We start from the raw sequence: 23,042 nt of genomic DNA, 5'->3' as shown, positions 1-23,042 counted from the left end.
TCCGCGTGGCAGTGTAGAGCAATTGAGGCGGTTCACGCGATTTCTCCTTGTCCTGCTGCGGCCGCCTGCTGCGGGCCTGCCGGCTGGCGTGCGGCATCGAGCTGGGCCTGCGCCACCAGGCGCAGCGCAATCATGTGCTCGCAGGGCCCCTGGCGCAGCCGGTGCTGCTGGTAGTGGTTGCAGCTGCAGCGCGCATCGGTCAGGCGCTCGTCCGCGTTGAGTTCGAGCTGGGTGTCGAACAGGCGCTTGCCGTCGGCGCGCGGTATCTGGCCGGTGATGCGGCTGAAGCCGTCCTTGCGGTCGATGCGCGGCGGGGCAATGGCCTTGCCGCGCACCAGGGCCAGCGCCTTGTCCTCCTCGGGGTTGGCGGGCTGCAATTGCTGCGCCGTCAGCGGCTCGCGCAGCAGCTCGCGCCAGGCGTAGCGCCCGGCGTCCAGGTCGTAGACGGCACGCCCGGCCTGCATCCAGCGCGTCATGGCCGTGTGCACCTGGGCCGGAACCAGGCCCGTGGCCTGGGCCAGTTCCTGCGCGCCGGCCTGCCAGCACGACTGCAGTTGCCGGCCCACGGCCTCGACCTGGGCGGGCGTGACCTCGGCCTGCGGCGCCATCAGGTGAAAGCGCGCGCTGGCGGCCCAGTCGTTGGCGCTCCAGCCCGACAGGCCCAGCGTGACCGTGACCTGGCCCAGCTCCACCACCCAGAAGCTGGGCATGCCGCTGCCCAGCAGGTGCACGCGCACGCGCGTGGCCTGCGGGATCAGCCGCTCCAGCGTGAGCAGGCGCCGGCGCCCCCACAGGCGGATGGTGCCGCCGCCCGTGCCCAAGGCATCGCTGACGACGTGCGAGCGCCGGGTGGCCAGGCGTTCCTCCCAGGGCTCGAACACCACGGCGGGCGGCTGCCCCGGCGTCAGCTCGAAGCGCAGCGCGCGCGGGCCATGGCGCTCGCGCCGGGCACGCAGCCGCGCGCAGATGTTGAACAGGTCCATGGGGTGCAGTTCCACCACGGTGGCGGGCAGGGCCATGGCGCTGGAGACCTGCACGAAGCCGCGCAGCCAGCTGTCGGGCAGGTCGATCTTTTCCTCGCGCAGTGCCGGATCGGCGCCCACCTGCACGGCAAAGCCGGCCGGGTCCAGCGTCAGCCGCGTGTCCCGGTAGCTGCGGATCTTCTGGAACTCTTCGTAGAGGCTGGCCGAGTAGTCGATGTTGGTGGTGCCGCAGATGCGCTCGCCCGCATGCTCGAAGGCCTCGTGCCGGATGCTGACCGCGCAGTAGCTGGACTCGTCCTGGCTGAAGGCCTCGAACAGCAGCCGGTCCGGGTGCACGGTGATCACGGGGTCGAGCACGTACCAGGCATCGCGGTTGGCCTGGTACAGCCAGTCGAAGTATTTGCGCTGCGCCTTGTAGAAGGGCGCGAGCACCTGATTGCGGGTCTCGCGCAGGTCCTTGAGTTCGGCGCTGATTTCCCTGGCGCGCGCCTGGGCGCCGCCGGTGTCGGCCATGAAGCCGGCCAGCAGCTGGGACTCATGCTCCTGCAGCCATTCGCGGTAGGCCGTCTTGTCGCGGCCGCGCGTGCGCATGTCGCTGACCACCACGCTGTGCAGCGCGCTGAGGCCTTCGCGCACCTGCAGGAAGGCCGGGCCGTCGCGCCTGAGCAGGCCGTCGAAGCGCGTGGGAGGCCGCAGCAGGTCGGGCGCGAAGGAAAACGCCTGTTGCGTGGCCGTGTCGCTGACCTGCGTGCTGCCGTAGTACTGATAGCGAAATTCCATGTCCGTTCGACTCCGTGCTGTGAACAGGCGCTCAGGTGGAAGACGGGGCCTGGCCGCGCCGCTCCGCCGCCAGGGGCTGCATGAAGCTTTGCGCCAGATGGGGATGGCGCTGCACGATGTCGCGCAGCCCGGCCACATAGTCGGGCTGGTCGGCCTGGCTGGCGCTGACCACCTGCCGCGCGAAGATGGCCGCGACCACGGCCGCAGTCTCGGGCGCATCGACCTGGCCGCGCAGGAAATGCAGCACGCGCGTCTTGCTGGCGCGCGCGCGGTGCACCTGGCTGAGCACGGCCAGGAAGTAGGGCTGCAGCTCCTGCAGGCGCGCCGCGCGCTGCGGTGCGGGCTCGTCGGGCAGGGCGAGCAGCCATTGCGTGACGAACAGCTGCACGCCGGGGGCCGGGTGCTGGGCCAGGCGCGCGAGGTAGAGGCTGGCCTCGGGCGCGCTCATGTGCTGCTCGAGCCGCTGGCGGCCCAGGGCCTGTACCCAGGACTGGGGATGGTCCACCCAGCTGATCAGCAGCTCGGGCGTGAGCGCATTGGCCGGCAGCCGCTGGCCGAACATCTCGCGTGCGTACTGCTGGGTGTCGGCGAACAGGGCGTCGGCCAGCGGCAGCAGCTGTTCCGCCTGCTCGGGCCGGGTCTGTTCCATGGGCGTGAGGCGCGTGTCGATGCTCTGGCGGCTCAGTGCGCGCACATCGGCATCGGCATGCCGCGCCAGCGTGGACCACTGGCGCAGGGTGTAGGCCTGGATGTCCAGCGCCTTCAGGCCCCAGGCGCCGTAGCGTTGCGCACCCGTGGCCTGGGCCTGCAGGGCGCGCCAGATGCCCGAGGCATCGCGGGCCGGGGCCACGGCGGCCAGCGGGCCGGTGAGCAGGCGCAGCGCCGCGTCGTGGACGCCTTCGGCCTTTTCCGCACGGAACAGCACCTCGTGCAGGCGTTCGGCGATCTGGGCGTTGCAGCGCGCGTTGTACAGAGGGGTGCCGGCCAGGCGCTCGACCAGGGGCGCGGCCGCTGCGCGCAAGGCGGCATGGGGCGATACCGCGAACCCGGCCAGCATGTCGGCCTGCTCGCACAGCAGATCGTCGGCCAGGCTGCCCATGAGCCGTATGCCGCAGGCCATGCGCGCAGGTTCCTCGGATTCCAGCAGCCCGCGCAGCGCCGCCGCAGGCAGGGTGCGCAGGCCTTGCGGGTGTGCCAGCAGCCAGGCGGTCGCCATCTCCACCAGTGCCGTCACCGAATGCGCCAGCAGGTGGTGCAGCGGCGGGGCCGGAACGCCGGGCGCGTGCGCGACCAGCGGTGCCTTGTCCGCGAAGAGGGCCTGCACCGCATCGCGGATGTCGGCCAGCGCAGCGCCGTCCGCATCCAGCGTGGGCAGCGCCGCCAGCAGGGCCAGGGCCACGGCGGCGCCATCGGCATAGAGCAGCAGGGCCAGTGCCTGCGTGCGCGAGCTGGCGGCGGGCGACAGCAGCAGGGCCGCCACCAGCTCGGCATCGCGCGCGGCGGCTGCGCGGTCGCGCGACAGCCAGGCGCCCAGGTAGCGGGCGGCCGGCCCCTCGCCGCATTGCGCAAGCGCCAGCAGCCAGGGGCGGCGCGCCGCATCGTCGGTCAGAGCGACCATGCGCTGCTGGGCAATCTCCAGGCCCAAGGCGGCGGCGGGCGCATAGGTTTGGTGCAGCAGCGGCGCGGCGGCCGCCGCATCCAGGCTGTCCAGAAAGGCCTTCTGGTCCTGCAGAGCGCGCGTGAGCGACCACAGCAGCAGCGTGGACTGCGAGCGGCCCACCAGCTGCAGCAGCCGCTCGGGGTGGGCGTCCCACAGGGGCGACAGCCCTTCCACGCGCTGCGCGGGCAGCTGCTGCAGGTCCAGCGCCTCGTCGGTGTACCAGCCATGGGCGCGTGCCGAGGCATGCAGCTGTGGCCAGCGCGGCAGCAGCAGCCGGGCGGCGAGCAGCCAGCGCGATTCGGGCAGGCGGCCGGAGCGCGAGGCAGCCTGGCCCGCGCAGCGGCGGTCCATGGCCTGGAGCAGGGCCGTGGCCTGCGCGGCGCCTTCGCTGTGCCCGGCCGAGACCATGCGCCGCAGCTGGCGCCAGCCGCGCAGGCGCAGGTACAGGGAGGTGTCGCGGCTGAAGACGGCACCCTCGTCGCGCGGGCCATCGAAGCGGGCATGCAGCACGGCCAGCAGGGCGTGGTCGCGCCGCCACTCGGCACGCTTGTGGATGCGCCGTATGGCAGGCCACCAGGGGCGTGTGAAAGGGATGCGCTCCATCCAGGCCAGCAGCTGCCGGTGGACGGCGCCATCGTGCGCGCCCAGCGTATCGGCCGCCAGCAGCGCCTGGGGCGTGAGGGCGTTGAACACGGCCTGCTGCGCCTGCGGGCCGTCCTCCGGCGGGGCGGTGCGTGTCTCTTGTTCCCCCTGTGCCCCTTGCTCCCCTTGTACCCACTGCTCCCACTGATCCCGGTGCTCCTGCAGCGCCGCCTGGCGCTCCTGCGGCGCGAGCAGCGCCAGCCAGGCCTGGTGCGCCAGGTCGCGCGTGGCCTCGCTGGCGCCGCGCTGCGACAGCGCCTGCATGGCCACCGCCGCGCCGCCATCGCCCAGGCGGCCCACCAGATAGGCCAGGCAGTAGTCGAGCAGGTCGTCGCCCGTGCCCAGCAGGGCCACCAGGCGCGGCACCTGCGCATGCAGCAGGCGCTGGGCGCCGCCGCCGCGCGCGGCATCCGCATATTCCGCCAGGCGCCACACCAGGCGCGCCTGCTGGCCTGCGGGCATCAGCCGCCAGGCATTGCCGTCCAGGCGCCGGCACAGGGCCGGTATGGCGGCGGCCTGCACGGGCGACTCCGGCAGCTGTGGCGGCTGCGGCGCCGGTTCCTGGGCGTGGCCAGCCAAGGGCAAGGCTTGCACGCCATCCAGCTCGGCAAAACCTTGCTGGGACTGCAGCACATCGCCGGCCGCCAGGCGCTGGCGCAGATAGGCCAGTGCGCGCTGTCGTGCAGGCTCCAGTGCCAGCGGCAACGGGGTCAGCGTGCTGTCATCGACCTGCGCGACGACGCCGGCCTTCCATTGCGTGACCTGCAAGGTCACGACATGGCGCGCCGCCGCGTCGCGCCCCTGCGGGTCCAGGGCCACCAACGTCACGGTGCTGATGCGTTCATTGCGTCCCTGCGGGCGGGACAGTACGGCTTGAGCAAGCAGGTTCATGCGGCAGGCATCCAGTGCTTTTCCATATGGGGTTGGCTGGCGGGAACAACCGGGGCCGCAAAGTGTTCGCGGCCGTCGTTTCCCGCTGGCCAACGCAGGGTCAGATGGCATCGCAGTGTAGTGCCTCGATGCCCTGCGGGCGCCGCCCGCCGCGTGCCCGCCGCAGTGCCGATGGCCGCTGCGCTTGTCCGATCCGGCCATTGATTCCCCTGGCAAACCGTCCTCAATTTTCGTGGTGTCTTTGTGGCTGGATCTTGACTTCAAGTTCACTTGAACTTGAAGAATGCAACCCATTGTGAGCAGCCGCCGGCAAGGCCTTCAGAGCCTGCGGTACAGCCCCCTTTTTCCGGCCCTGCACCGCCCCCGGCAGCAGGGCCTTGCCCATCCCCCTCAAGGAGAGTCGATCCATGCCAGTTCTTCCCCCGCCGCCGTTGCGGCGTGCCCTGTTCGGAGGCGCCCTGGCGGCGCTGGCCCTGCTTGCCGGCTGCCGCCCGCAGGCCGTGGGCGATGCCCATGCCAGCGACGGCCCGCCGCCTGCGCCCGAGGTGCTGGTGAGCGAGGTCGTGCCGGCCAGCGTGCGTGTCTGGGACGAGTTCAACGGCCGCATCGATGCCGTGGACTCCGTGCAGCTGCGCCCGCGCGTGTCGGGCTATATCGAGCGCATTGCCTTCAGCGAGGGGCAGGAGGTCAGGAAGGGCCAGCTGCTGTTCGTGATCGACCAGCGGCCCTACCGCGCGGCCCTGGCCAGCGCCGAGGCCGAGCTGGAGCGCACGCGTGCCGGCGCCGCCCTGGCGCGCACCCAGGACCAGCGTGCCCGCCAGCTGGTGGCCGAGCATGCCGTCTCGCGCGAGGAAGCCGACACGCGTGCCGGCGCCATGGCCCAGAGCGCCGCCCAGGTGCGTGCCGCCGAGGCCGCGCTGGCGGCCGCGCGGCTCAACCTGGACTTCACCGAGGTGCGCGCGCCGGTCTCCGGCCGCGCGGGCCGCGCCCTGCTCACCGTGGGCAACCTGGCCCAGGCCGACCAGAGCGTGCTGACCACCGTGGTCTCGCAGGACCCGGTGTATGTGTATTTCGATGCGGACGAGCACAGCTTCCTGCGCCACCAGCAGGCCGCCAACGCCGCCAACGGCGGCAAGGGCCGGCCCGTGCGCATGGGCCTGGCCAGCGATGAGGGCTTCCCGCACAAGGGCACGCTGGATTTCACCGACAACCAGCTCAACGCCGGCACGGGCACGGTGCGCATGCGCGCCCGCATGCCCAATCCCGACCGCCTGCTGACGCCGGGCCTGTTCGCGCGCGTGCAGTTGCAGTCAGGGCAGTCCGAGCAGGGCGGCGGCGGGCAGCAGGCGCTGCTGATCGACGACAAGGCCGTGCTCACCGACCAGGACCGCAAGTACGTGTATGTGGTGGGCGAGGGCAACAAGGCCGAGCGCCGCGACCTGGAGCTGGGCCGCATGGTCGATGGCCGGCGCGTGGTGCAAAAGGGCCTGGCGGCGGGCGACCGCCTCGTGGTCGGCGGCCTGCAGCGCATCTACTACCCCGGCATGCCGGTCAGCCCCAAGCCTGCGCCCGGCGATGGGCAGGCGGCGGTGGCCCAGGCGTCGGCCGTGGCCGCGCAGTGAACCGGGACGCACCATGGATTTCTCCAAATTCTTCATAGACCGCCCGATCTTCGCGGTCGTGCTCTCCATCATCCTGTTCGCCGTGGGCCTGGTTGCGATTCCGCAGCTGCCCGTGGGCGAGTATCCCGAGGTCGTGCCGCCCAGCGTGGTGGTGCGCGCCACCTATCCGGGCGCCAATCCCAAGGAGATCGCCGAGTCGGTGGCCGTGCCGCTGGAGGAGGCGATCAATGGCGTCGAAGGCCTGATCTACCTGAAGTCGGTCGCGGCCTCGGACGGCAGCCTGCAGGTGGTGGCCACCTTCCGCGCCGACGTGGACCCCGACACGGCAGCCGTGCGCGTGCAAAACCGCGTGAGTCAGGCGCAGAGCCGCCTTCCCGAGGAAGTGCGCCAGTACGGCGTGACCACGCAAAAGCGCTCGTCCACGCCGCTGATGTATGCGGGCCTGACCTCCAGCGACGGCAACCATGATGCGCTGTACCTGCGCAACCATGCCACGCTCAAGATCAAGGACGAGCTGGCGCGCATCCCTGGCATCGGCGAGGTGGCGCTGTACGGCGCAGGCGACTATGCGATGCGCGTCTGGCTGGATCCCAGCAAGGTGGCCGCACGACAGCTCACCGCTGCCGAGGTGATCGCCGCCATCCGCGAGCAGAACGTGCAGGTATCGGCCGGCCAGCTGGGCGCCGAGCCCAGCCCCAAGGGCTCGGACAAGCTGCTGTCCATCAATGTGCGCGGCCGCCTGAAGACGGCCGAGGAGTTCGGCTCCATCGTGCTCAAGGGAGGTGCCGACGGCCAGGTCGTGCGCCTGTCCGACGTGGCGCGCATCGAACTGGGCGCCAGCGACTACAGCATGCGCTCGCTCAGCGACACGCGGCAGATGGCGGCCGTGGGCATCTTCCTGTCGCCGGGCGCCAATGCGCTGGGCGTGGCGCGGGAGGTCTACGCCACCATGGAGCGCCTGTCCAGGGATCTGCCCGAAGGCGTGAACTTCGAGACCGTCTGGGACCCCACGGTCTTCGTGCGCGACTCCATCAAGGCGGTGCAGAGCACGCTGATCGAGGCGGTGATCCTCGTGGTGCTGGTGGTCATCGTCTTCCTGCAGACCTGGCGCGCTTCCATCATTCCGCTGCTGGCCGTGCCCGTGTCCATCGTCGGAACCTTCGCGGGGCTGTACCTGCTGGGCTACTCCATCAACACGCTGACCCTGTTCGGCCTGGTGCTGGCCATCGGCATCGTGGTGGACGATGCCATCGTCGTGGTGGAGAACGTGGAGCGCTACATCGAGGAGGGCCACACGCCCCTGGAGGCGGCGCACCTGGCGATGAAGGAGGTCTCGGGCCCCATCATCGCCATCGCCCTGGTGCTGTGCGCGGTCTTCGTGCCCATGGCCTTCCTCAGCGGCGTGACGGGCCAGTTCTACAAGCAGTTCGCCGTGACGATCGCCATCTCCACGGTGATCTCGGCCATCAACTCGCTGACGCTGTCGCCTGCACTGGCGGCCAAGCTGCTGCAGCCGCGCGGCGCGCCGCGCGATCTGCTGTCGCGCGGGCTGGACCGCAGCCTGGGCTGGTTCTTCCGGCCCTTCAACCGCTTCTTCGACCGCAGCGCGCACGGCTACCAGAACTCCGTGGGGCAGTCGCTGCGCCGCCGCGGCCTGGTGTTTGCGGTCTACGCGGCGCTGCTGGCGGGCACGGCCGTGCTGTTCCAGGCCGTGCCGGGCGGCTTCATCCCGCTGCAGGACAAGCTGTACCTGTTCGGCGGCGCCAAGCTGCCCGAGGGCGCCTCGCTGGGCCGCACCTCCGAGGTGACGCGCCAGATCGTGGAGCTGGCCCACAGCGTGGAGGGCGTGGACAAAGTCGCTGCCTTCGCGGGCTTCAATGCGCTGCAGACCACGACCACGCCCAACCTGACCAGCTCCTACATCATGCTCAAGCCCTTCGGCGAGCGCACGCGCAGCGCCGAGGAGATCAATGCCGAGCTGGGCGCCAAGTTCGCGCAGATCGAGGGCGGCTTCGCCTACGCGCTGATGCCGCCGCCCATCCAGGGCCTGGGCAACGGCTCGGGCTACTCGCTGTTCCTGCAGGATCGCGCGGGCCTGGGCTACGCGGCGCTGCAGCAGGCACTGCAGGCCTTCCAGGCCGAGATCGCCAAAACGCCGGGCATGACCTATCCGGTCAGCAGCTACCAGTCCAACATCCCGCAGCTCGAAGTCAAGGTGGACCGCACCAAGGCCAAGGCGCAGGGTGTGGCGCTGACCGACCTGTTCCAGACGCTGCAGGCCTACCTGGGCTCGGTCTACGTCAACGACTTCAACGCCTTCGGCCGCGTCTGGCGCGTGATGCTGCAGGCCGATGCCGACCACCGCCAGGCCGTGGAGGACATCGCGCGGCTGCGCACGCGCAATGCGCGCGGCGAGATGGTGCCCATAGGCTCCATGGTCACCGTGGTGCCCAGCTTCGGGCCCGACCCGGTGCTGCGCTACAACGGCTTCCCGGCGGCCGACCTGATCGGCGACTCCGACCCGCGCGTGCTGTCCTCGGGCGAGGTGCTGACCAAGCTCCAGGAGATCGCGCAGCGCACGCTGCCGCGCGGCATCGAGCTGGCCTGGACCGACCTCAGCTACCAGCAGGTGGAGCAGAGCAACGCCGCGGCCGTGGTCTTCGCCATCGCCGTGATGCTGGTCTTCCTGGTGCTGGCCGCGCTCTACGAGAGCTGGACGCTGCCGCTGGCCGTCATCCTCATCGTGCCCGTGTGCATCTGCGCGGCGCTGTTCGGCGTCTGGCTGGCCGGCGGCGACAACAACGTCTTCGTGCAGGTGGGGCTGGTGGTGCTGATGGGGCTGGCCTGCAAGAACGCCATCCTGATCGTGGAGTTCGCGCGCGAGCTGGAGCTGCGCGGCGTGGGCATCGTCGATGCCGCGCTGCAGGCCTGCCGCCTGCGGCTGCGGCCCATCGTCATGACCTCGATCGCCTTCATCGCCGGTGCCGTGCCCCTGCTCATCGGCGGCGGCGCGGGCAGCGAGGTGCGCGCGGCCACGGGGGTGACGGTGTTCTCCGGAATGCTGGGCGTGACCCTGTTCGGCCTGTTCCTCACGCCGGTGTTCTACGTCACGCTGCGCCGGCTCTCGGGCCGGGCGCTGACGGGGCATGCGCCTGCACATGCCGCGCCTGCCTCCCCACTCTCCGACAAAGCCGCACCCCTGGAGCCCCACCATGTCTGAAATCCGCAAATCCCTGAGCCGACACGCGCTGGCGCTGGCGTCTGCCGGGCTTGTGGCCGGCTGCGCGGTCGGCCCCGACTTCAAGGCGCCTGCGGCGCCGCAGGCCGGAGCACAGTTCGCGCGGGCCGAGCCTGCACCGGCCACCCCGCAGGCCGAGCCCGATGCCACCTTCTGGCGCCAGTTCCAGGACCCGCAGCTGACGCGGCTGGTGGAGCAGGCGCTGGGCGGCAACCAGGACCTGCAGGTGGCGCTGGCACGGCTGGACGGCGCCCAGGCGCTGCTGAGCGAAAGCCGCTTCGACCAGTTCCCCACGGTCACGATGTCGGGCCAGGCCACGCAGCAAAAGCGCAGCGAGAGCGAGGCCTTCTACGGGCCGCGCAGCCAGCGCAGCTACACGGCCGGGCTGTCGGCCAGCTGGGAGATCGACGTGTTCGGCCGCGTGCGGCGCAACATCGAGGCGCGGCGTGCCGACCTGCGCGCCGACGCGGCCGATCTCGCGGCGCTGCAGGTGGCCATCGCGGCCCAGGTCGCGGGCAGCTATGCCGACCTGCGCGGCTGGCAGCAGCGCCTGGCCCTGGCCCAGGCCAACGCGGCCAACCAGCAGGACACGCTGCGCCTGGTGCAGCTGCGCCTCACACACGGCAGCGGCACCGAGTTCGACCTGGCGCGCGCCCAGGCCCAGCTGGAGGCCACGCGCTCGCGCATCCCGGCACTGCAGGCGCAGATCGCCATGGCCCAGCACCGGCTGGCCGTGCTCACGGGCCAGGTGCCCGAGGCGCTGATCGCCGCGCTGGATGTGCCTGCCGCCTTGCCGCAGCTGCCGCCGGCCATCGACCCCGGCACGCCGGCCGGCCTGCTGCGCCGCCGTCCGGACGTGGCCGTGGCCGAGGCTCGGCTGCATGCGGCCACGGCGCGCATCGGCGTGGCCACGGCCGACCTGTTCCCGCGCCTGTCGCTGGGCGGGCTGCTGGGCAGCACGGCGCTGCATGGCGGCGCGCTGTTCGAGGGCGGTAGCGCCACCAGCAGCGTGTTCCTGGGCGTGGACTGGTCCTTCCTCGACGTGGGCCGCGTGCGTGCGCGCATCGCGGCCAGCGAGGCTGGCGCCCAGGCCGCGCTGGCCCAGTACCAGCAGACCGTGCTGCTGGCGCTGGAGGACGCCGAGAACGCCCTGGTGCGCCTGCAGCGCACGCGCACCGAGGATGCCCACCTGGCCCAGGCCGCCGAGCAGCGCCAGCGCGCAGAACAGCTGGCGCTGCGCCGCTACCACCTGGGCAGCGTGGGCCTGTACGAAGTGCTGGATGCGCAGCGCGACCTCTACGCGGCCCAGGACGCCGCCGCCGACAGCCGCGCACGCGGCCTGCGCGCTGCCGTGGCGCTGTACCAGGCCCTGGCCGGTGGCTGGGACGGGAAGCTGCCGCCAGCCTGAGCACAAGGCGTGCGTTGCAAAAAGGGACGGCCAGGCGCCGTCCTTTTTTTTTGCTTGTGCGGACCCCCAGTGAAAACCACGATGACCAGGGGCTTGCCTCATTTTTTTCTTATCGGATAATTTTCTCATTGGAAAAAATGGAGCGATGGATGATGGAAAGCCAGGTTCTGGATTTCGCCGTGATCGGTGCCGGCATGGCCGGCGCCTCTGTGGCCTGGCGGCTGGCCGGTGCGGGCGCCTCGGTGCTGGTGCTCGAGCGCGAGCCGCAGCCCGGCTACCACGCCACGGGCCGCTCGGCCGCCATGTTCATGGAAAGCTACGGCACCGCGCAGATACGCGCGCTGACACGCGCCAGCCGCGCCTTCTACAGCGCGCCGCCCGAAGGTTTTTGCGAGCACGCGCTGCTGCAGCCGCGCAGCGTGCTCTACATAGGCACGGCCGGCCAGGAGCCCCAGCTGGACGATGCCCTGGCCATGTACCGGCGCGACGGCCTGCGCGCCGAGCGCATCGACGCGCGCCAGGCCTGCACCCTCGTGCCCTGCCTGGACGAGAGCCAGCTGGTGGGTGCCGTGCATGACCTGGACGCCATGGACATCGACGTGGCCGAACTGCACCAGGGCTTTCTGCGCGGCATGGCGCGTGCCGGTGCGCGGCTGCGCTGCGGCGCCGAACTGTCCGGCGCCGAGCGCGAGGTGGATGGTGATGGCCAGGGCCTGTGGACCCTGGTGCTGCAGGACGGGTCGCAGGTCCGTGCCCGCGCCGTGGTCAATGCCGCAGGCGCCTGGGCCGATGCCGTGGCCCGGCTGTGCGGCGCGCGGCCGCTGGGCATCGAGCCCCGGCGCCGCTCGGCCTTCACCTTTGCCGCACCCGAGGGCGAGGACATCCACGGCTGGCCTGCCGTGATCGGCGTGGACGAGAGTTTCTACTTCAAGCCCGATGCCGGCCAGCTGCTGGGCTCGCCCGCCAATGCCGATCCCGTGCCGCCGCATGACGTGGTGGCCGAGGAACTGGACGTGGCCATGGGCATAGACCGCATCGAGACACTGACCCGCCTGCGCATACGCCGGCCGCGCCATGTCTGGGCCGGGCTGCGCAGCTTTGCGCCCGATGACGACTTCGTGATCGGCTGGGACGCGCGCCGTGAAGGATTCTTCTGGCTGGCAGGGCAGGGCGGCTACGGCATACAGACGGCCGCCGGCGCCTCGGCCGCTGCGGCCGCGCTGCTGATGCGCGAGCCGCTGCCCGCCGAGCTGCTGGCCCAGGGCGTCGATGCCCGGCGGTTGAGTCCGGAGCGCTTCGCGGCCTGAGACGCCTGCCTTTTCGCTTTTTCAGCCCCCGCAACACACAACAATCCAAGGAGACAGGCATGGGTGCATTCAAGGAAGTGAGCAGGATTGCCGGCGCCTTCGTCGGCGTCATCGTCGGGGCGGGCTTCGCCTCGGGGCAGGAGATACTGCAGTTCTTCGCGGGCTTTGGCGCCATCGGCCTGGCGGGTTGCCTGGTGGCGGCCCTGGCCTTCGTCTTCCTGTCCATGGCGTTCTCCACCATGGGCCAGCGCCTGCAGGCCGGCTCGCACAAGGAGGTGGTGCAGGCCCTGCTGGGCCGGCATGTGGGCATGGTGTTCGATGTGCTGATCACCTTCTTCCTCTTCGCCATCACGGTGGTCATGCTGGCGGGCGCAGGCTCGCTGCTGCACCAGTGGCTGGGCCTGCCCGAGGTCTGGGGCAGCGTGCTGGCCACCGTGGCCACGGTGCTCATCGTCTGCCTGGACGTGGGCCGGGTGATCGCCTTCATCGGCGCGGTCACGCCGCTGCTGGTGTTCATGACCGTGGTGGTCGCAGGCTACGTGCTGGTGACGCCACAGGGCGAGCCGGCCGCGCTGGAGGCCGCCACCGCCGCCCAGCCCCGGGGTGCGGGGCACTGGCTGGTGGCGGCGCTGCTCTATGTCTCCTACAACGTGGTGGCGGGCATGCCCTTCCTGGTGATCATGGGCGGCCAGGCCAGCTCGCGCCGCGTGGCGCTGTGGGGCGGCGTGGCCGGCGGGCTGCTGCTGGGCCTGCTGATGCTGCTGATCGCGGCCGCCATGGTCTGGCGCATGGACACGCTGGGCGGCCTGTCCATGCCCATGCTGGCGCTGGCCACGCAGATCTCGCCCTGGCTGGGGCACCTGATGTCGCTGGTCATCTTCGGCATGATCCTCAACACCGCCGTGGGCATGCTCTATGCCTTCGTGGCCCGCATCCTGCCGGCCGGCACGCCGCGTTTTCGTTGGGGCACGGGCGTGGCGGGCGTGGTGGCACTGGGCGGCAGCTTCGCGGGTTTCATCACGCTGGTGGGCATGGTGTACCCGGTCTATGGCTACATCGGCTTCGCGCTCATGGCCTGCGCGCTGGCAGGCTGGCTGCGCATGGGCCGCAGGCCGGCGCCCCAGGCCGATCTGCGCGGCACCTGAGGGGGCGGGCCTGACCCTAGAATCGGGCGGTCGCCAGCCCCGATCGCCCGCTTCATGCCCAGCCCCCGTCCTCGCACCAGTCCCGCCCCTGGTCCCGGCCCCAGCCCTCGTTCCAGTCCGCTTCCCACGGCAGACCAGGTCCTTGCCGCCGTGCTGCCGGGCGCCCGCACGGCCGCCGCCCTGCCCGCAGGCAAGCATGAAGTGGGGGCCAAGCTGCGCAAGGCCCGCAAGGAGCGCGGCCTGACGCTGCAGCAGGTGGCCGAAAGCAGCGGCCTGGCCGTGTCCACCATCTCCAAGGCCGAGCGCGGCCAGATCGCGCTGAGCTACGAGAAGGTGCTCATGCTGGGCAATGCGCTGGACATCGACATGACACGGCTGTTCATGGTCGGGGACGCCCAGCAGGCGGCCGGCGACACGCCCACCGTGGTCAAGGACCGTTTCGAGGACGTGCAGCGCTACGAGACCGACCAGTACCTCTACAGCGTGCTGTGCGGCGCCTTCCCGGGCAAGAAGATGCAGCCCCTGGTGGCCGTGATCAATGCGCGCGAGGCCGGGGAATTCTCGGAGACCATCCGCCATGCGGGCCAGGAGTTCGTGATGGTGCTCTCGGGCCGGGTGCGCATCCTGTTCGAGAACGGCGAATCGGTGGAGCTGGGCCGCCATGAAGCCGCGTATTTCGACAGCGGCGTGGGCCATGTGTATGTGAGCCTGAGCCGCCAGCCGGCGCAAGTCGTCTCTGTCTGCAGCTGAAATGGTTAGCACCCCCTGAGCGGCTGCGCCGCTTCCCCCGTGTGCACGGCGCCCTCTCTCGCTACGCGGGAGGGGGACGACACCCTCGGTGCGGGGCGGCGCGGCCGGCATAGGCCCTTCCTCGGTGTCTCTGGCGTGGGGGTGCGCTAGTTTCATAGGTCGCGCCTCTTGTTTGGGGCGCAGGCCGTTTTTCTGGGGGAATCCTCGTGCCCGGCACGGCCGCCCCGGAATTCCTACAATCGCTGCCCATGAGCCTGCCCCAGTACACCCGCGCCAAAGAGCTTCCCGCCATCCTTGCCAAGCGCCTCGTCATTCTTGACGGCGCCATGGGCACCATGATCCAGCGCTTCAAGCTGGGGGAGGCCCAGTACCGGGGCCAGGGCTACACGGGCCCGGGCAGCGTGGGCGACCGCTTCAAGGACTTCGCGCATGACGTCAAGGGCAACAACGAGCTGCTGTCGCTCACCCGCCCCGACGTGATCCGCGACATCCATGAGAAGTACCTGGCCGCCGGCGCCGATCTGATCGAGACCAATACCTTCGGCGCGACCACCATCGCGCAGGACGACTACCACATGGCCGATCTGGCGCGCGAGATGAATCTCGAGAGCGCCCGGCTGGCCCGCGCGGCCTGCGACAAGTACAGCACGCCCGGCCATCCGCGCTACGTGGCCGGCGCCCTGGGCCCCACGCCCAAGACGGCCAGCATCAGCCCCGACGTGAACGATCCGGGCGCGCGCAACGTGAATTTCGAGCAGCTGCGCCAGGCCTACCTGGAGCAGACGCTGGCGCTCATCGAGGGCGGCGCCGACGTCATCCTGGTCGAGACCATCTTCGACACGCTCAACGCCAAGGCCGCGCTGTTCGCGGTGGACGAGGCCTTCGAGCAAAGCGGCGAATGCCTGCCCATCATGATCAGCGGCACGGTGACCGATGCCTCGGGCCGCATCCTGTCCGGGCAGACGGTGACGGCCTTCTGGCACAGCGTGCGCCATGCCAACCCGCTGTCCATCGGCCTGAACTGCGCGCTGGGCGCGGCGCTGATGCGCCCCTACGTCCAGGAACTGAACAAGGCCGCGCCCGAGACCTTCATTAGCTGCTACCCCAACGCCGGCCTGCCCAATCCCATGAGCGACACGGGCTTTGACGAAACGCCCGAAGTCACCAGCCGCCTGGTGCATGAGTTCGCGGCCGAAGGCCTGGTCAACATCGTGGGCGGCTGCTGCGGCACCACGCCGGACCACATCGGCGCCATCGCCAAGGCCGTGGGCAGCACGCCCACGCGCCGCCTGTTCTACCCGGAATCGGCCTGATCGCGCGGGCGGAGCCTCTGACATGAGTTCGCCGCTGCCGCCCGTTCCGTCTCCAGCCGCAGGGCTGCCGCAGCCCGTGGCGGCGCTTGTGCCCGGCCCGGCCGCTGGTGCGCCGGTGGCGCCGGCTTCACCCGCGTCATCCGCCTCACCCTCCGTTCCCGTCACGCCGCCAGCGGCCACGGCCGTGCGCTGGTCGCCCGAGATGCTGCAAAGCCTGCGCCTGCAGGCCTTCGAGCAATTGGTGGCCCAGCTGGCGCGCCAGGTGCAGGCCAGCCCCGGCGCGCCTGCGCCGCAGTGGCCGGCCAGCGGCGTGTCCGAGGCGCTGGGCCGGCTGCTGCAGGCCCTGCTGGCCCAGGTGGGCACCCAGCAGGGCCAGGCCCTGCAATTGCTGGCGGCCCAGCCGGGCTCGGCGGCATTGCTCCAGGCGCTGGCGGCAGGCACGACGGCGCCTGGCGGGCAGGATCCCCGGAGCGCTCCATCGGCCCAGGCCGGACCGCCCATCCCGTCTGCATCGACAACGCCTGCGGCCTCCATGCCGCCCGCCGCTGCCGCAGTGACGCTGGCCGTGGCGGCTGCCAAGGGCAAGGTGATGGATGCGCTGCTGGCCGGATCCGGGCTGGCGCCGCAGGCCGGGGCGCGCCCAGCAGGGGGCATTGCAGGTGGCGCTGCCGGGGGGGGCACACAGACCCTGCCCGCCCTGCAAAGCTGGTGGGTGCAGCAGGGCACGTTGCTGACGCCGCAGGGCGAGCGCGGCTTCACGCTGAGCCTGCAGGTGCCCCAGGCCTGGGCCCAGGCGCAGGGCGCGGCCATGGCGCTGGCGGCCGCATCGGCTTGCGCGCCGGGTGCGGCCCCTTTCACGGCGGCGGCCCTGCCTGCGGGCGCTGCGCTGCCCTTGGCGGGCGCGCAGGCCACGGAGCCGGGCCTGCGCCTGCCGCTGGATGCCTCGCTGCAGTCCCTGGCCTCGGGGCCGGTGGCCGTGGTGGTGCAGCCGCGTGGCGCCGATGCGCTGCGCACCAGCGCCCTGCTGCTGCTGGAGCTGCAGCCGCTGCGCCAGCCCGGTGGCGCCATGGCATCGCCGGCCGGGCTGGCCTCGGTGGCGTCGCTGTCGCCCGCGTTCGCGCAGGAGGTGCAGCAGATGCTGCAGCAGCGCAATGATCCCTGGCTGCACATGGCGGCGGCCCAGGCTTCGGGCGCCCTGCCGCGCGAGCGCCGGGCCTTCGAGCACCAGTCGCATTTCTGTACCACCGAAGGCTGCCAGTACGAGGGCCGCGCGCCCTGTGCCCAGCCCTTTTGCAGCGAGATGAACCGGCTCTGGGACGTGTCGCGCACCGAGCGCAGCCGCTGAGACCGGCCTTGCGAAACTGACCGGGCCTGACGGTGGCGTGGTCATCGCCGGCCCCTGCTTTCATAATGCCGCCTGTTGCCCGCCACCTGCGCGGTTGACGTCTTTGGCCGGGATGTTTGACGAATGTGCAGCGATCATGCTGCGATCTGCATCCTGGCTGCCTCCAAGTCGCGGCTGGCCACCAGCCCGCCGCGCACCTTTCCAGCCACCCCCGTTGTGGCAGCCCCCGTCGCCGTTCGCGCATGCCCCCGGGCCGCGCCGGTGTTGTGCCATCTTTCATTTCAGGAACCCGTTCAGGATGCGTTGTACCTCCCGCTTGACCCTTGCCTCTCTCGCCATCGCTGCCGCCCTGCCGGTGGCCGCCCAGTCATCTGGCGCCGGCTCCAACGTCACCATCAGTGGCTATCTGGACGCGGGTGTGTTCCGGGATTTCGACAAGACCAGCAAGCTGGGAACGATTCAGCGCAGCAACCTGGCCATTGCCGGCTTCGAAGACCTGGGCGGCGGCCTGAAGGCCACCTTCCGCCTGAGCACGCGCTTCGACCTGGACACGGGCCTGACCGAGGACTATCCGAAGAAGCCCTTCTGGCATGACGAGTCCACCGTGGGCCTGCAGGGCAACTGGGGCCACCTGCGCCTGGGCCGCGCGCTCAGCGCCATGTGGAGCCAGGAATGGCAGTTCGATCCCTGGGGCAACTTCAACCGCATCGCCTCGCCGGCCTGGCACATGGCCCACTACCTGACGCCCACCGACCGCGCCAGCAACAACGGCTCGCCCGAATACGGCCGCATGTCCAACGGCGTGTTCTACGACTCGCCCAAGTTCGGCGGCTTTTCCCTGCACCTGAGCGCCTCGCCCGAACGCACCCAGGCGCCCGGCCGCCAGGGCCGTGCGCGTTCGGTATCGGTCAACTACGACCAGGGCGCGGTGGCGGCCATGGTGGCGCACGAGCGCAACGGCAGCGGCGACACCGACCTGTACATGGGCGGCAAGTACCGCATCGGCACGGCGGCCGTGATGCTGGCCTATGACCGCAGCAAGTCGGGCACGCCCGGCACCGGCCCCGACAAATCGCGCATGGTCTCGCTGGGCGCCACCTACGGCATGGGCGCGACCACGCTCAAGGCCAGCTATGCGCGCCAGCGCCTGGACCGAGACACCAACAACATGCTGTCGCTGGGCGCCGAGTACGCGCTGTCCAAGCGCACCATGCTCTACACCAGCCTGGGCCATCAGCGCTACGAGAACCAGAGCTCGCGCACGGCCTTCGGCGTGGGCATGGCCCATTCGTTCTGATCAATGCGCTTCCCAGCGGCCTGACTGGGCTGCGCTGGTGATCCTGGCCAGGTCTGGAGCCGGCATGGGCTGAGGGGTGGCGGGCAGGGCGGTGAGTTCCATGCCGCGCTCCAGCTTGAAGACGCTCACGGCCTGCTGCAGGCCGTAGGCCTGTTCCTGCAGGGACTGTGCTGCTGCGGCGGCTTGCTCGACCAGGGCCGCGTTCTGCTGGGTGACCTGGTCCATCTGGGAGATGGCCTGGTTGATCTGCTCCAGGCCCGCCGTCTGCTCCACGCTGGCAGCGGTGATCTCTCCCATGATGTCGGTCACGTTGCGCACGCTGCTGACGATGTTCTGCATGGTCTGGCCGGCCTGCGCCACCAGGGCCGATCCGGTGCTGACCTTGCCGTTGGAGTCCTCGATGAGGAGCTTGATCTCCTTGGCTGCATCGGCGCAGCGTCGCGCCAGTGCGCGCACCTCGGCCGCCACCACGGCAAAGCCCCGGCCCTGCTCGCCCGCGCGCGCCGCCTCGACGGCGGCGTTGAGCGCGAGGATGTTGGTCTGGAAGGCGATGGCGTCGATCACGCCGATGATGTCGGCGATCTTGCGCGAGGAGGCATGGATGGCGTCCATGGTGTCCACCACCTGGGACACCACCTCGCCGCCTTGCTGGGCGACGGTCGAGGCCGAGGCTGCCAGCTGGTTGGCCTGGCGCGCGTTGTCGGTGTTCTGGCGCACGGTAACGGTGAGCTGCTCCATGGAGGCGGCCGTCTCCTGCAAAGAGCTGGCCTGGTGCTCGGTGCGCAGCGACAGGTCGTTGTTGCCCGAGGCGATCTGGCTGGAGGCCGTGGCGATCGAGTCCGTGCCGTTGCGCACCTGCCTGACGATGTGGATGAGGCTCTGGTCCATGCGGTGCAGCGCGTGCAGCAGCTGGCCTGTTTCGTCGGTGGTAGTGGCCTGGATGCGGCGCGTCAGGTCGCCTTCGGCCACGGCCTGGGCCACGCCCACGGCCTCGATCAGCGGCCGCGCCACGATGCGCGCCAGCGCCAGCGCCAGCGCCAGTCCCAGCGCGATGCTGGCGGCCAGCAGCCCCACCACCCAGGCGCGCGCGCTGCGGTACAGATCATTGGCGTGCCTGTTGGCCTCCTGGCCGGCATCGTGGTCGATCTGCACCATGCGGTCGATCTGGTCGTACAGGCGCCGGCTCAGCTCCAGCGATTCACCCTGCGCCAGCACCAAGGCTTCGTCCTTTCGGCCGTTGCGTGCCAGGGTCATGATCATGGCGTGCTCCCTGGCATATGCGCTGCGCAGCCGGCCCAGCTCGTCGTAGGACGCCCTTTCCTGCTCGGTTTGGATGAAGCTGGCGTAGTTGTCGTAGTTCGTCTGGATCTTGCTCCACAGGTCGCTCATGATGGCGTCGAAGGCCTTGATATCCTGGTCGCTGGTGGAGATCAGGTACTGAAGCTCGTTGGCGCGGTAGCGCGCCGTGGTGGCGCGGATGGTGAGCAGCATGCGCGACGAGGGCATCCAGCGTGTGGCGATGTCGACGGACGCCTGGTTGATCTGGCTGAGCCGCATCACGGCATACAGGCCCACGAAGGTGGTCAGCGCCAGCACGGCCAGGAAGGCCAGCAGCAGCTTGGAGGAGATCTTGAGGTTGCGAAAGGCTTGCATGGCGAAGTTCTGAAGTCGTATCCCTTGAACGGCAAGGGAGCAAAAAAAGGCGTGCAGCAGGGCACACCTGGCCTGCGGTGCAGAGCAAGGTGGAAAGGGATCAACGAAGGCAATGACGAGGGCCGGCGCGTGCGCTCAGGGGGGGAACCAGCCCGAGGTCCGGCAGATGCGGCCCTTGATGCGGGGTCTCATGGCGCAGGCCCTTCCAGGGCGGCAGGACTGTGGCTGGCCATGCGCGGGCCTGATGCAGGGCAGGGGCGGTGGATGCGGAAGATGCCGAGCCGTCCGCCTACACCTTTTGGCGCCCGGACGCCAGCTGCGGCCCGGTGCTTGGCGGCGGCTGCCGCCTTCTGCGCCCAGGTGCTGCGGATGGGTGTCCTAGGGATTTCGGACAGGAAAGAATTGGCTATGTGCATCTGTGGTGGGGATTATTTCCGCACCGCCAGATGATGAGAATGCTTCCTATCTGATTTTCGATAGGACGTGTCCTAAAAGCGGTTTGCGGGCGCGCGACACGGCCGTCCGCACCGTCTTCGCACCGTCTTCGCACCGGCTTTCGCTCCGTCATTTGTGCCGTCATGTGCGCCGTCATGTGCGCCGGTGCGACGGGCCGGCCCCCAGCCTTCAGGACGTCAGGACAGCCGCGCGACAGCGTGTGCCAGGTGCCTGCCGGTGCCGGTCGTTCAGACCACGCCCTGGTCGCGCAAGGCCTGCAGCTGCTGTGCATCCAGGCCCAGGCGCTGGCGCAGCACTTCGTCCGTGTGCTGGCCCAGGGCCGGCGGCGCATGGCGCAGCGTGGTGGGCGTGTCCGACAGGCGCAGCGGGCTGGCCGTGGTCACCACGCGGTTGATGGTCTCGCCCGCAGGCGGCGTGGCGCCCGGGTAGCGTTCCTGCTCCACGCGCAGGCCGCGCGCACGCACCTGGGCATCGTCGAAGGCCTGGCCGATGTGGTTGATGGGGCCGCAGGGCACGGCCTTGTCCTCCAGCAGCGCGATCCATTCGGCCGTGGGCCGGCCGCGCGTGAGATCGGACATCAGCGGGATCAGCGCGTCGCGGTGGGTGACGCGGCCGGCATTGGTGGCAAAGCGCTCGTCGCTCGCCCAGTCCGTGCCGGCCGCCTCGCAAAAGCGCGCGAACTGGCCGTCGTTGCCGATGGCCAGCAGCATACGGCCGTCGGCCGTGGGGAAGTCCTGGTAGGGCACGACGCTGGGATGGGTGTTGCCCTGGCGGCCCGGCACATGGCCGGTGTTCAGGAAACCCGCGCCCTGGTTGGCCAGCACGGCCATGGCCACGTCCAGCAGGGCCATGTCGATGTGCTGGCCGCGTCCCGTGCGGTGGCGGGCCTCCAGTGCGCCCAGGATGGCCGTGGTGGCATACATGCCCGTGAACAGGTCGATCACGGCCACGCCCACGCGCAGCGGGCCGCCGCCGGGCTCGCTGTCGGCGCGGCCCGTGATGCTCATGAGGCCGCTCATGGCCTGCACCAGCAGGTCGTAGCCGGCGCGCGGCGCATAGGGCCCGGTCTGGCCGAAGCCCGTGACCGAGCAATAGATGAGGCGCGGGTTCAGCGCGCTCAGCGAGGCGTAGTCCAGGCCGTAGCGCTTGAGGCCCCCGGTCTTGAAGTTCTCCACCACCACATCGCTTTGCATGGCCAGCTCGCGGATCAGCCGCTGGCCCTCGGCCGTGGCCATGTCCACGGTGACCGATCGCTTGTTGCGGTTGCAGGCCGCGAAGTACACGGCGTTGTCCGAGGGATTGCCTTGCGCATCGGGAAAGAAGGGCGGGCCCCAGTGGCGCGTGTCGTCGCCCTCGCCGGGCTTTTCGATCTTGATCACGTCTGCCCCCATGTCGGCCAGGTTCTGGGTGCACCAGGGGCCGGCCAGCACGCGAGAGAGGTCGAGCACGCGCAGATGGCCCAGCGCTCCTGCGGTCTGGGTGGCCGTGTTGTGGATGGGGCTGGGGGAGGGGGTTTCGGTGTGGTTCATGGGCTGAGGCGGCTATCCCGGGCAGATGGGCCATGCTACGGCGCGCGGGCCTGCTGCGGCTTCGCATTTGTGAAAGCGCGCGTTCGCGCACGGGCCGGCACTGCGGTTTGTACTGACGCGCAGGGCTCAGCCGGGGCCGCTGCGGCTTTCTACAATGCCGGATGGCCATGCATTTCGATCTTGTGGATCTGCGCCTCATGGTGCACATCGCCGACGCCAACAGCATGACGCGTGGCGCGGAACTTTCCTTCATCTCCCTGCCGGCGGCCAGCACCCGCATCAAGAACCTGGAGGAGAGCATCGGCACCAAGCTGCTGTACCGCACCAGCCAGGGCGTGACGCTGACGCCGCCGGGCCAGGCCTTCGTCACCCATGCGCGCATGGTGCTGGGCCAGATCGAGCACCTGCGCGGCGACATGCAGGAGTACGTGCGCGGCATCAAGGGCCATGTGCGGGTGTTTGCCAACACCACCTCGCTGGGCGAGTTCCTGCCGCCCGTGCTGCGCCACTACCTTCGCCGCAATCCCGACGTGAACATCGACCTGCGCGAGCGCCTGTCGCACGACATCGTGCGTGCCGTGACCGAGGGGCAGACCGACATCGGCATCGTCGCCGGCCTGGTGCGCACCGAGAACCTGGAGACCCTGCCCTACCGCCGCGACCGCCTGGTGCTGGTGGTGCCGCGCGGCCATGCGCTTGATGGCGAGATGCAGATGGCCTTTGCCGACACGCTGGACCTGGACCATGTGGGCCTGCACGAATCCAGCGCCATCCACGCCTTCCTGCGCCAGGCCAGCGACCAGCTGCACCGGCCCATCAAGCAGCGCATCCAGGTGGGCAACTTCGAGACGGCCTGCCGCATGATCGAGTCCGGCGTGGGCGTGGGCGTGCTGCCCGAGTCGGCCGCCAGCCGCCATGCGCATTCCATGGACATCGCCATCGTGCCGCTGTCCGATGCCTGGTCGGTGCGCGAGATGCAGATCTGCGTGCGCAGCCTGGAGGCCCTGCCGTCCTTCGCCCAGG

The 23,042-nt window shown here is 70.3% G+C and carries 15 protein-coding genes; 10 read left to right on the top strand and 5 right to left on the bottom strand.

Annotated features, from left to right (window positions below):
- Positions 1-32: 32 nt before the first annotated feature.
- From ACF8ME_RS07760 to ACF8ME_RS07750, 3 genes are all read right to left on the bottom strand, one after another.
- Complete coding sequence (locus ACF8ME_RS07760) at positions 33-1,763, bottom strand: SWIM zinc finger family protein (RefSeq protein WP_392415939.1); 1,731 nt, start codon at positions 1,761-1,763, stop codon at positions 33-35.
- Positions 1,764-1,794: 31 nt separating this feature from the next.
- A complete protein-coding gene (locus ACF8ME_RS07755; RefSeq protein WP_392415938.1) occupies positions 1,795-4,956 on the bottom strand; it encodes a hypothetical protein in 3,162 nt (1,053 codons plus the stop codon).
- Positions 4,957-5,179: 223 nt separating this feature from the next.
- Positions 5,180-5,365 (bottom strand): hypothetical protein, encoded by a 186-nt coding sequence (locus tag ACF8ME_RS07750; protein ID WP_156179775.1) that lies wholly within the window; start codon positions 5,363-5,365, stop codon positions 5,180-5,182.
- Here ACF8ME_RS07750 and ACF8ME_RS07745 point away from each other — a divergent pair.
- The 9 genes from ACF8ME_RS07745 (at position 5,364) to ACF8ME_RS07705 (ending at position 18,381) form a co-directional block, all read left to right on the top strand.
- Positions 5,364-6,578 carry an efflux RND transporter periplasmic adaptor subunit gene (locus ACF8ME_RS07745; RefSeq protein WP_016447393.1) on the top strand — a complete coding sequence of 405 codons (1,215 nt, stop codon included), beginning with the start codon at positions 5,364-5,366 and terminating at the stop codon, positions 6,576-6,578. The two genes, ACF8ME_RS07750 and ACF8ME_RS07745, sit on opposite strands and share 2 nt — an antisense overlap.
- Positions 6,579-6,591: 13 nt before the next feature.
- Positions 6,592-9,798, top strand: a complete 3,207-nt coding sequence (locus tag ACF8ME_RS07740; RefSeq protein WP_392415937.1) for an efflux RND transporter permease subunit — start codon at positions 6,592-6,594, stop codon at positions 9,796-9,798.
- Entirely contained in the window at positions 9,791-11,224 is a 1,434-nt protein-coding gene (locus ACF8ME_RS07735; protein WP_312840576.1) for an efflux transporter outer membrane subunit, read from the top strand. The genes ACF8ME_RS07740 and ACF8ME_RS07735 overlap by 8 nt, the downstream gene beginning before the upstream one ends.
- A gap of 152 nt (positions 11,225-11,376) precedes the next feature.
- Positions 11,377-12,531 carry an FAD-binding oxidoreductase gene (locus ACF8ME_RS07730; RefSeq protein ID WP_277849226.1) on the top strand — a complete coding sequence of 385 codons (1,155 nt, stop codon included), beginning with the start codon at positions 11,377-11,379 and terminating at the stop codon, positions 12,529-12,531.
- A 59-nt stretch (positions 12,532-12,590) separates the two neighbouring features.
- Positions 12,591-13,676, top strand: coding sequence for a hypothetical protein (locus ACF8ME_RS07725; protein ID WP_016452210.1), 1,086 nt, complete (start codon positions 12,591-12,593; stop codon positions 13,674-13,676).
- 54 nt (positions 13,677-13,730) lie between these two features.
- Entirely contained in the window at positions 13,731-14,426 is a 696-nt protein-coding gene (locus ACF8ME_RS07720) for a helix-turn-helix domain-containing protein (RefSeq protein ID WP_016447398.1), read from the top strand.
- Between the two features lie 248 nt (positions 14,427-14,674).
- Positions 14,675-15,739, top strand: a complete 1,065-nt coding sequence (locus ACF8ME_RS07715) for a homocysteine S-methyltransferase family protein (RefSeq protein WP_034348605.1) — start codon at positions 14,675-14,677, stop codon at positions 15,737-15,739.
- 22 nt (positions 15,740-15,761) lie between these two features.
- On the top strand, positions 15,762-17,084 hold the full coding sequence (locus ACF8ME_RS07710) for a Fe-S oxidoreductase (protein ID WP_392415934.1): 1,323 nt from the start codon (positions 15,762-15,764) through the stop codon (positions 17,082-17,084).
- A gap of 298 nt (positions 17,085-17,382) precedes the next feature.
- Positions 17,383-18,381, top strand: coding sequence for a porin (locus ACF8ME_RS07705; protein ID WP_026062702.1), 999 nt, complete (start codon positions 17,383-17,385; stop codon positions 18,379-18,381).
- On the opposite strand, the gene ACF8ME_RS07700 is transcribed toward ACF8ME_RS07705, so the two are convergent.
- A complete protein-coding gene (locus ACF8ME_RS07700) occupies positions 18,382-20,034 on the bottom strand; it encodes a methyl-accepting chemotaxis protein (protein WP_034365601.1) in 1,653 nt (550 codons plus the stop codon).
- A 683-nt stretch (positions 20,035-20,717) separates the two neighbouring features.
- Entirely contained in the window at positions 20,718-22,019 is a 1,302-nt protein-coding gene (locus tag ACF8ME_RS07695; RefSeq protein ID WP_392415932.1) for a CaiB/BaiF CoA transferase family protein, read from the bottom strand.
- 161 nt (positions 22,020-22,180) lie between these two features.
- Between ACF8ME_RS07695 and ACF8ME_RS07690 the strand changes: the two genes are divergently transcribed.
- Positions 22,181-23,042, top strand: an 862-nt coding sequence (locus ACF8ME_RS07690) for a LysR substrate-binding domain-containing protein (protein WP_392415930.1), incomplete at its 3' end; no start/stop codon positions are given.

The organism is Delftia sp. WSY_7, assembly GCF_043104845.1.
GTDB lineage: Bacteria > Pseudomonadota > Gammaproteobacteria > Burkholderiales > Burkholderiaceae_C > Comamonas > Comamonas tsuruhatensis.
This window is presented reverse-complemented; position numbering and strand designations above follow the sequence as displayed.

Coding starts and splice junctions, on each gene's coding strand:
- ACF8ME_RS07710 (WP_392415934.1), top strand. CDS start 15,762: ATGAGTTCGCCGCTGCCGCCCGTTCCGTCTCCAGCCGCAGGGCTGCCG.
- ACF8ME_RS07760 (WP_392415939.1), bottom strand. CDS start 1,763: ATGGAATTTCGCTATCAGTACTACGGCAGCACGCAGGTCAGCGACACG.
- ACF8ME_RS07735 (WP_312840576.1), top strand. CDS start 9,791: ATGTCTGAAATCCGCAAATCCCTGAGCCGACACGCGCTGGCGCTGGCG.
- ACF8ME_RS07750 (WP_156179775.1), bottom strand. CDS start 5,365: ATGGATCGACTCTCCTTGAGGGGGATGGGCAAGGCCCTGCTGCCGGGG.
- ACF8ME_RS07700 (WP_034365601.1), bottom strand. CDS start 20,034: ATGCAAGCCTTTCGCAACCTCAAGATCTCCTCCAAGCTGCTGCTGGCC.
- ACF8ME_RS07720 (WP_016447398.1), top strand. CDS start 13,731: ATGCCCAGCCCCCGTCCTCGCACCAGTCCCGCCCCTGGTCCCGGCCCC.
- ACF8ME_RS07755 (WP_392415938.1), bottom strand. CDS start 4,956: ATGAACCTGCTTGCTCAAGCCGTACTGTCCCGCCCGCAGGGACGCAAT.
- ACF8ME_RS07695 (WP_392415932.1), bottom strand. CDS start 22,019: ATGAACCACACCGAAACCCCCTCCCCCAGCCCCATCCACAACACGGCC.
- ACF8ME_RS07730 (WP_277849226.1), top strand. CDS start 11,377: ATGGAAAGCCAGGTTCTGGATTTCGCCGTGATCGGTGCCGGCATGGCC.
- ACF8ME_RS07745 (WP_016447393.1), top strand. CDS start 5,364: ATGCCAGTTCTTCCCCCGCCGCCGTTGCGGCGTGCCCTGTTCGGAGGC.
- ACF8ME_RS07705 (WP_026062702.1), top strand. CDS start 17,383: ATGCGTTGTACCTCCCGCTTGACCCTTGCCTCTCTCGCCATCGCTGCC.
- ACF8ME_RS07715 (WP_034348605.1), top strand. CDS start 14,675: ATGAGCCTGCCCCAGTACACCCGCGCCAAAGAGCTTCCCGCCATCCTT.
- ACF8ME_RS07725 (WP_016452210.1), top strand. CDS start 12,591: ATGGGTGCATTCAAGGAAGTGAGCAGGATTGCCGGCGCCTTCGTCGGC.
- ACF8ME_RS07740 (WP_392415937.1), top strand. CDS start 6,592: ATGGATTTCTCCAAATTCTTCATAGACCGCCCGATCTTCGCGGTCGTG.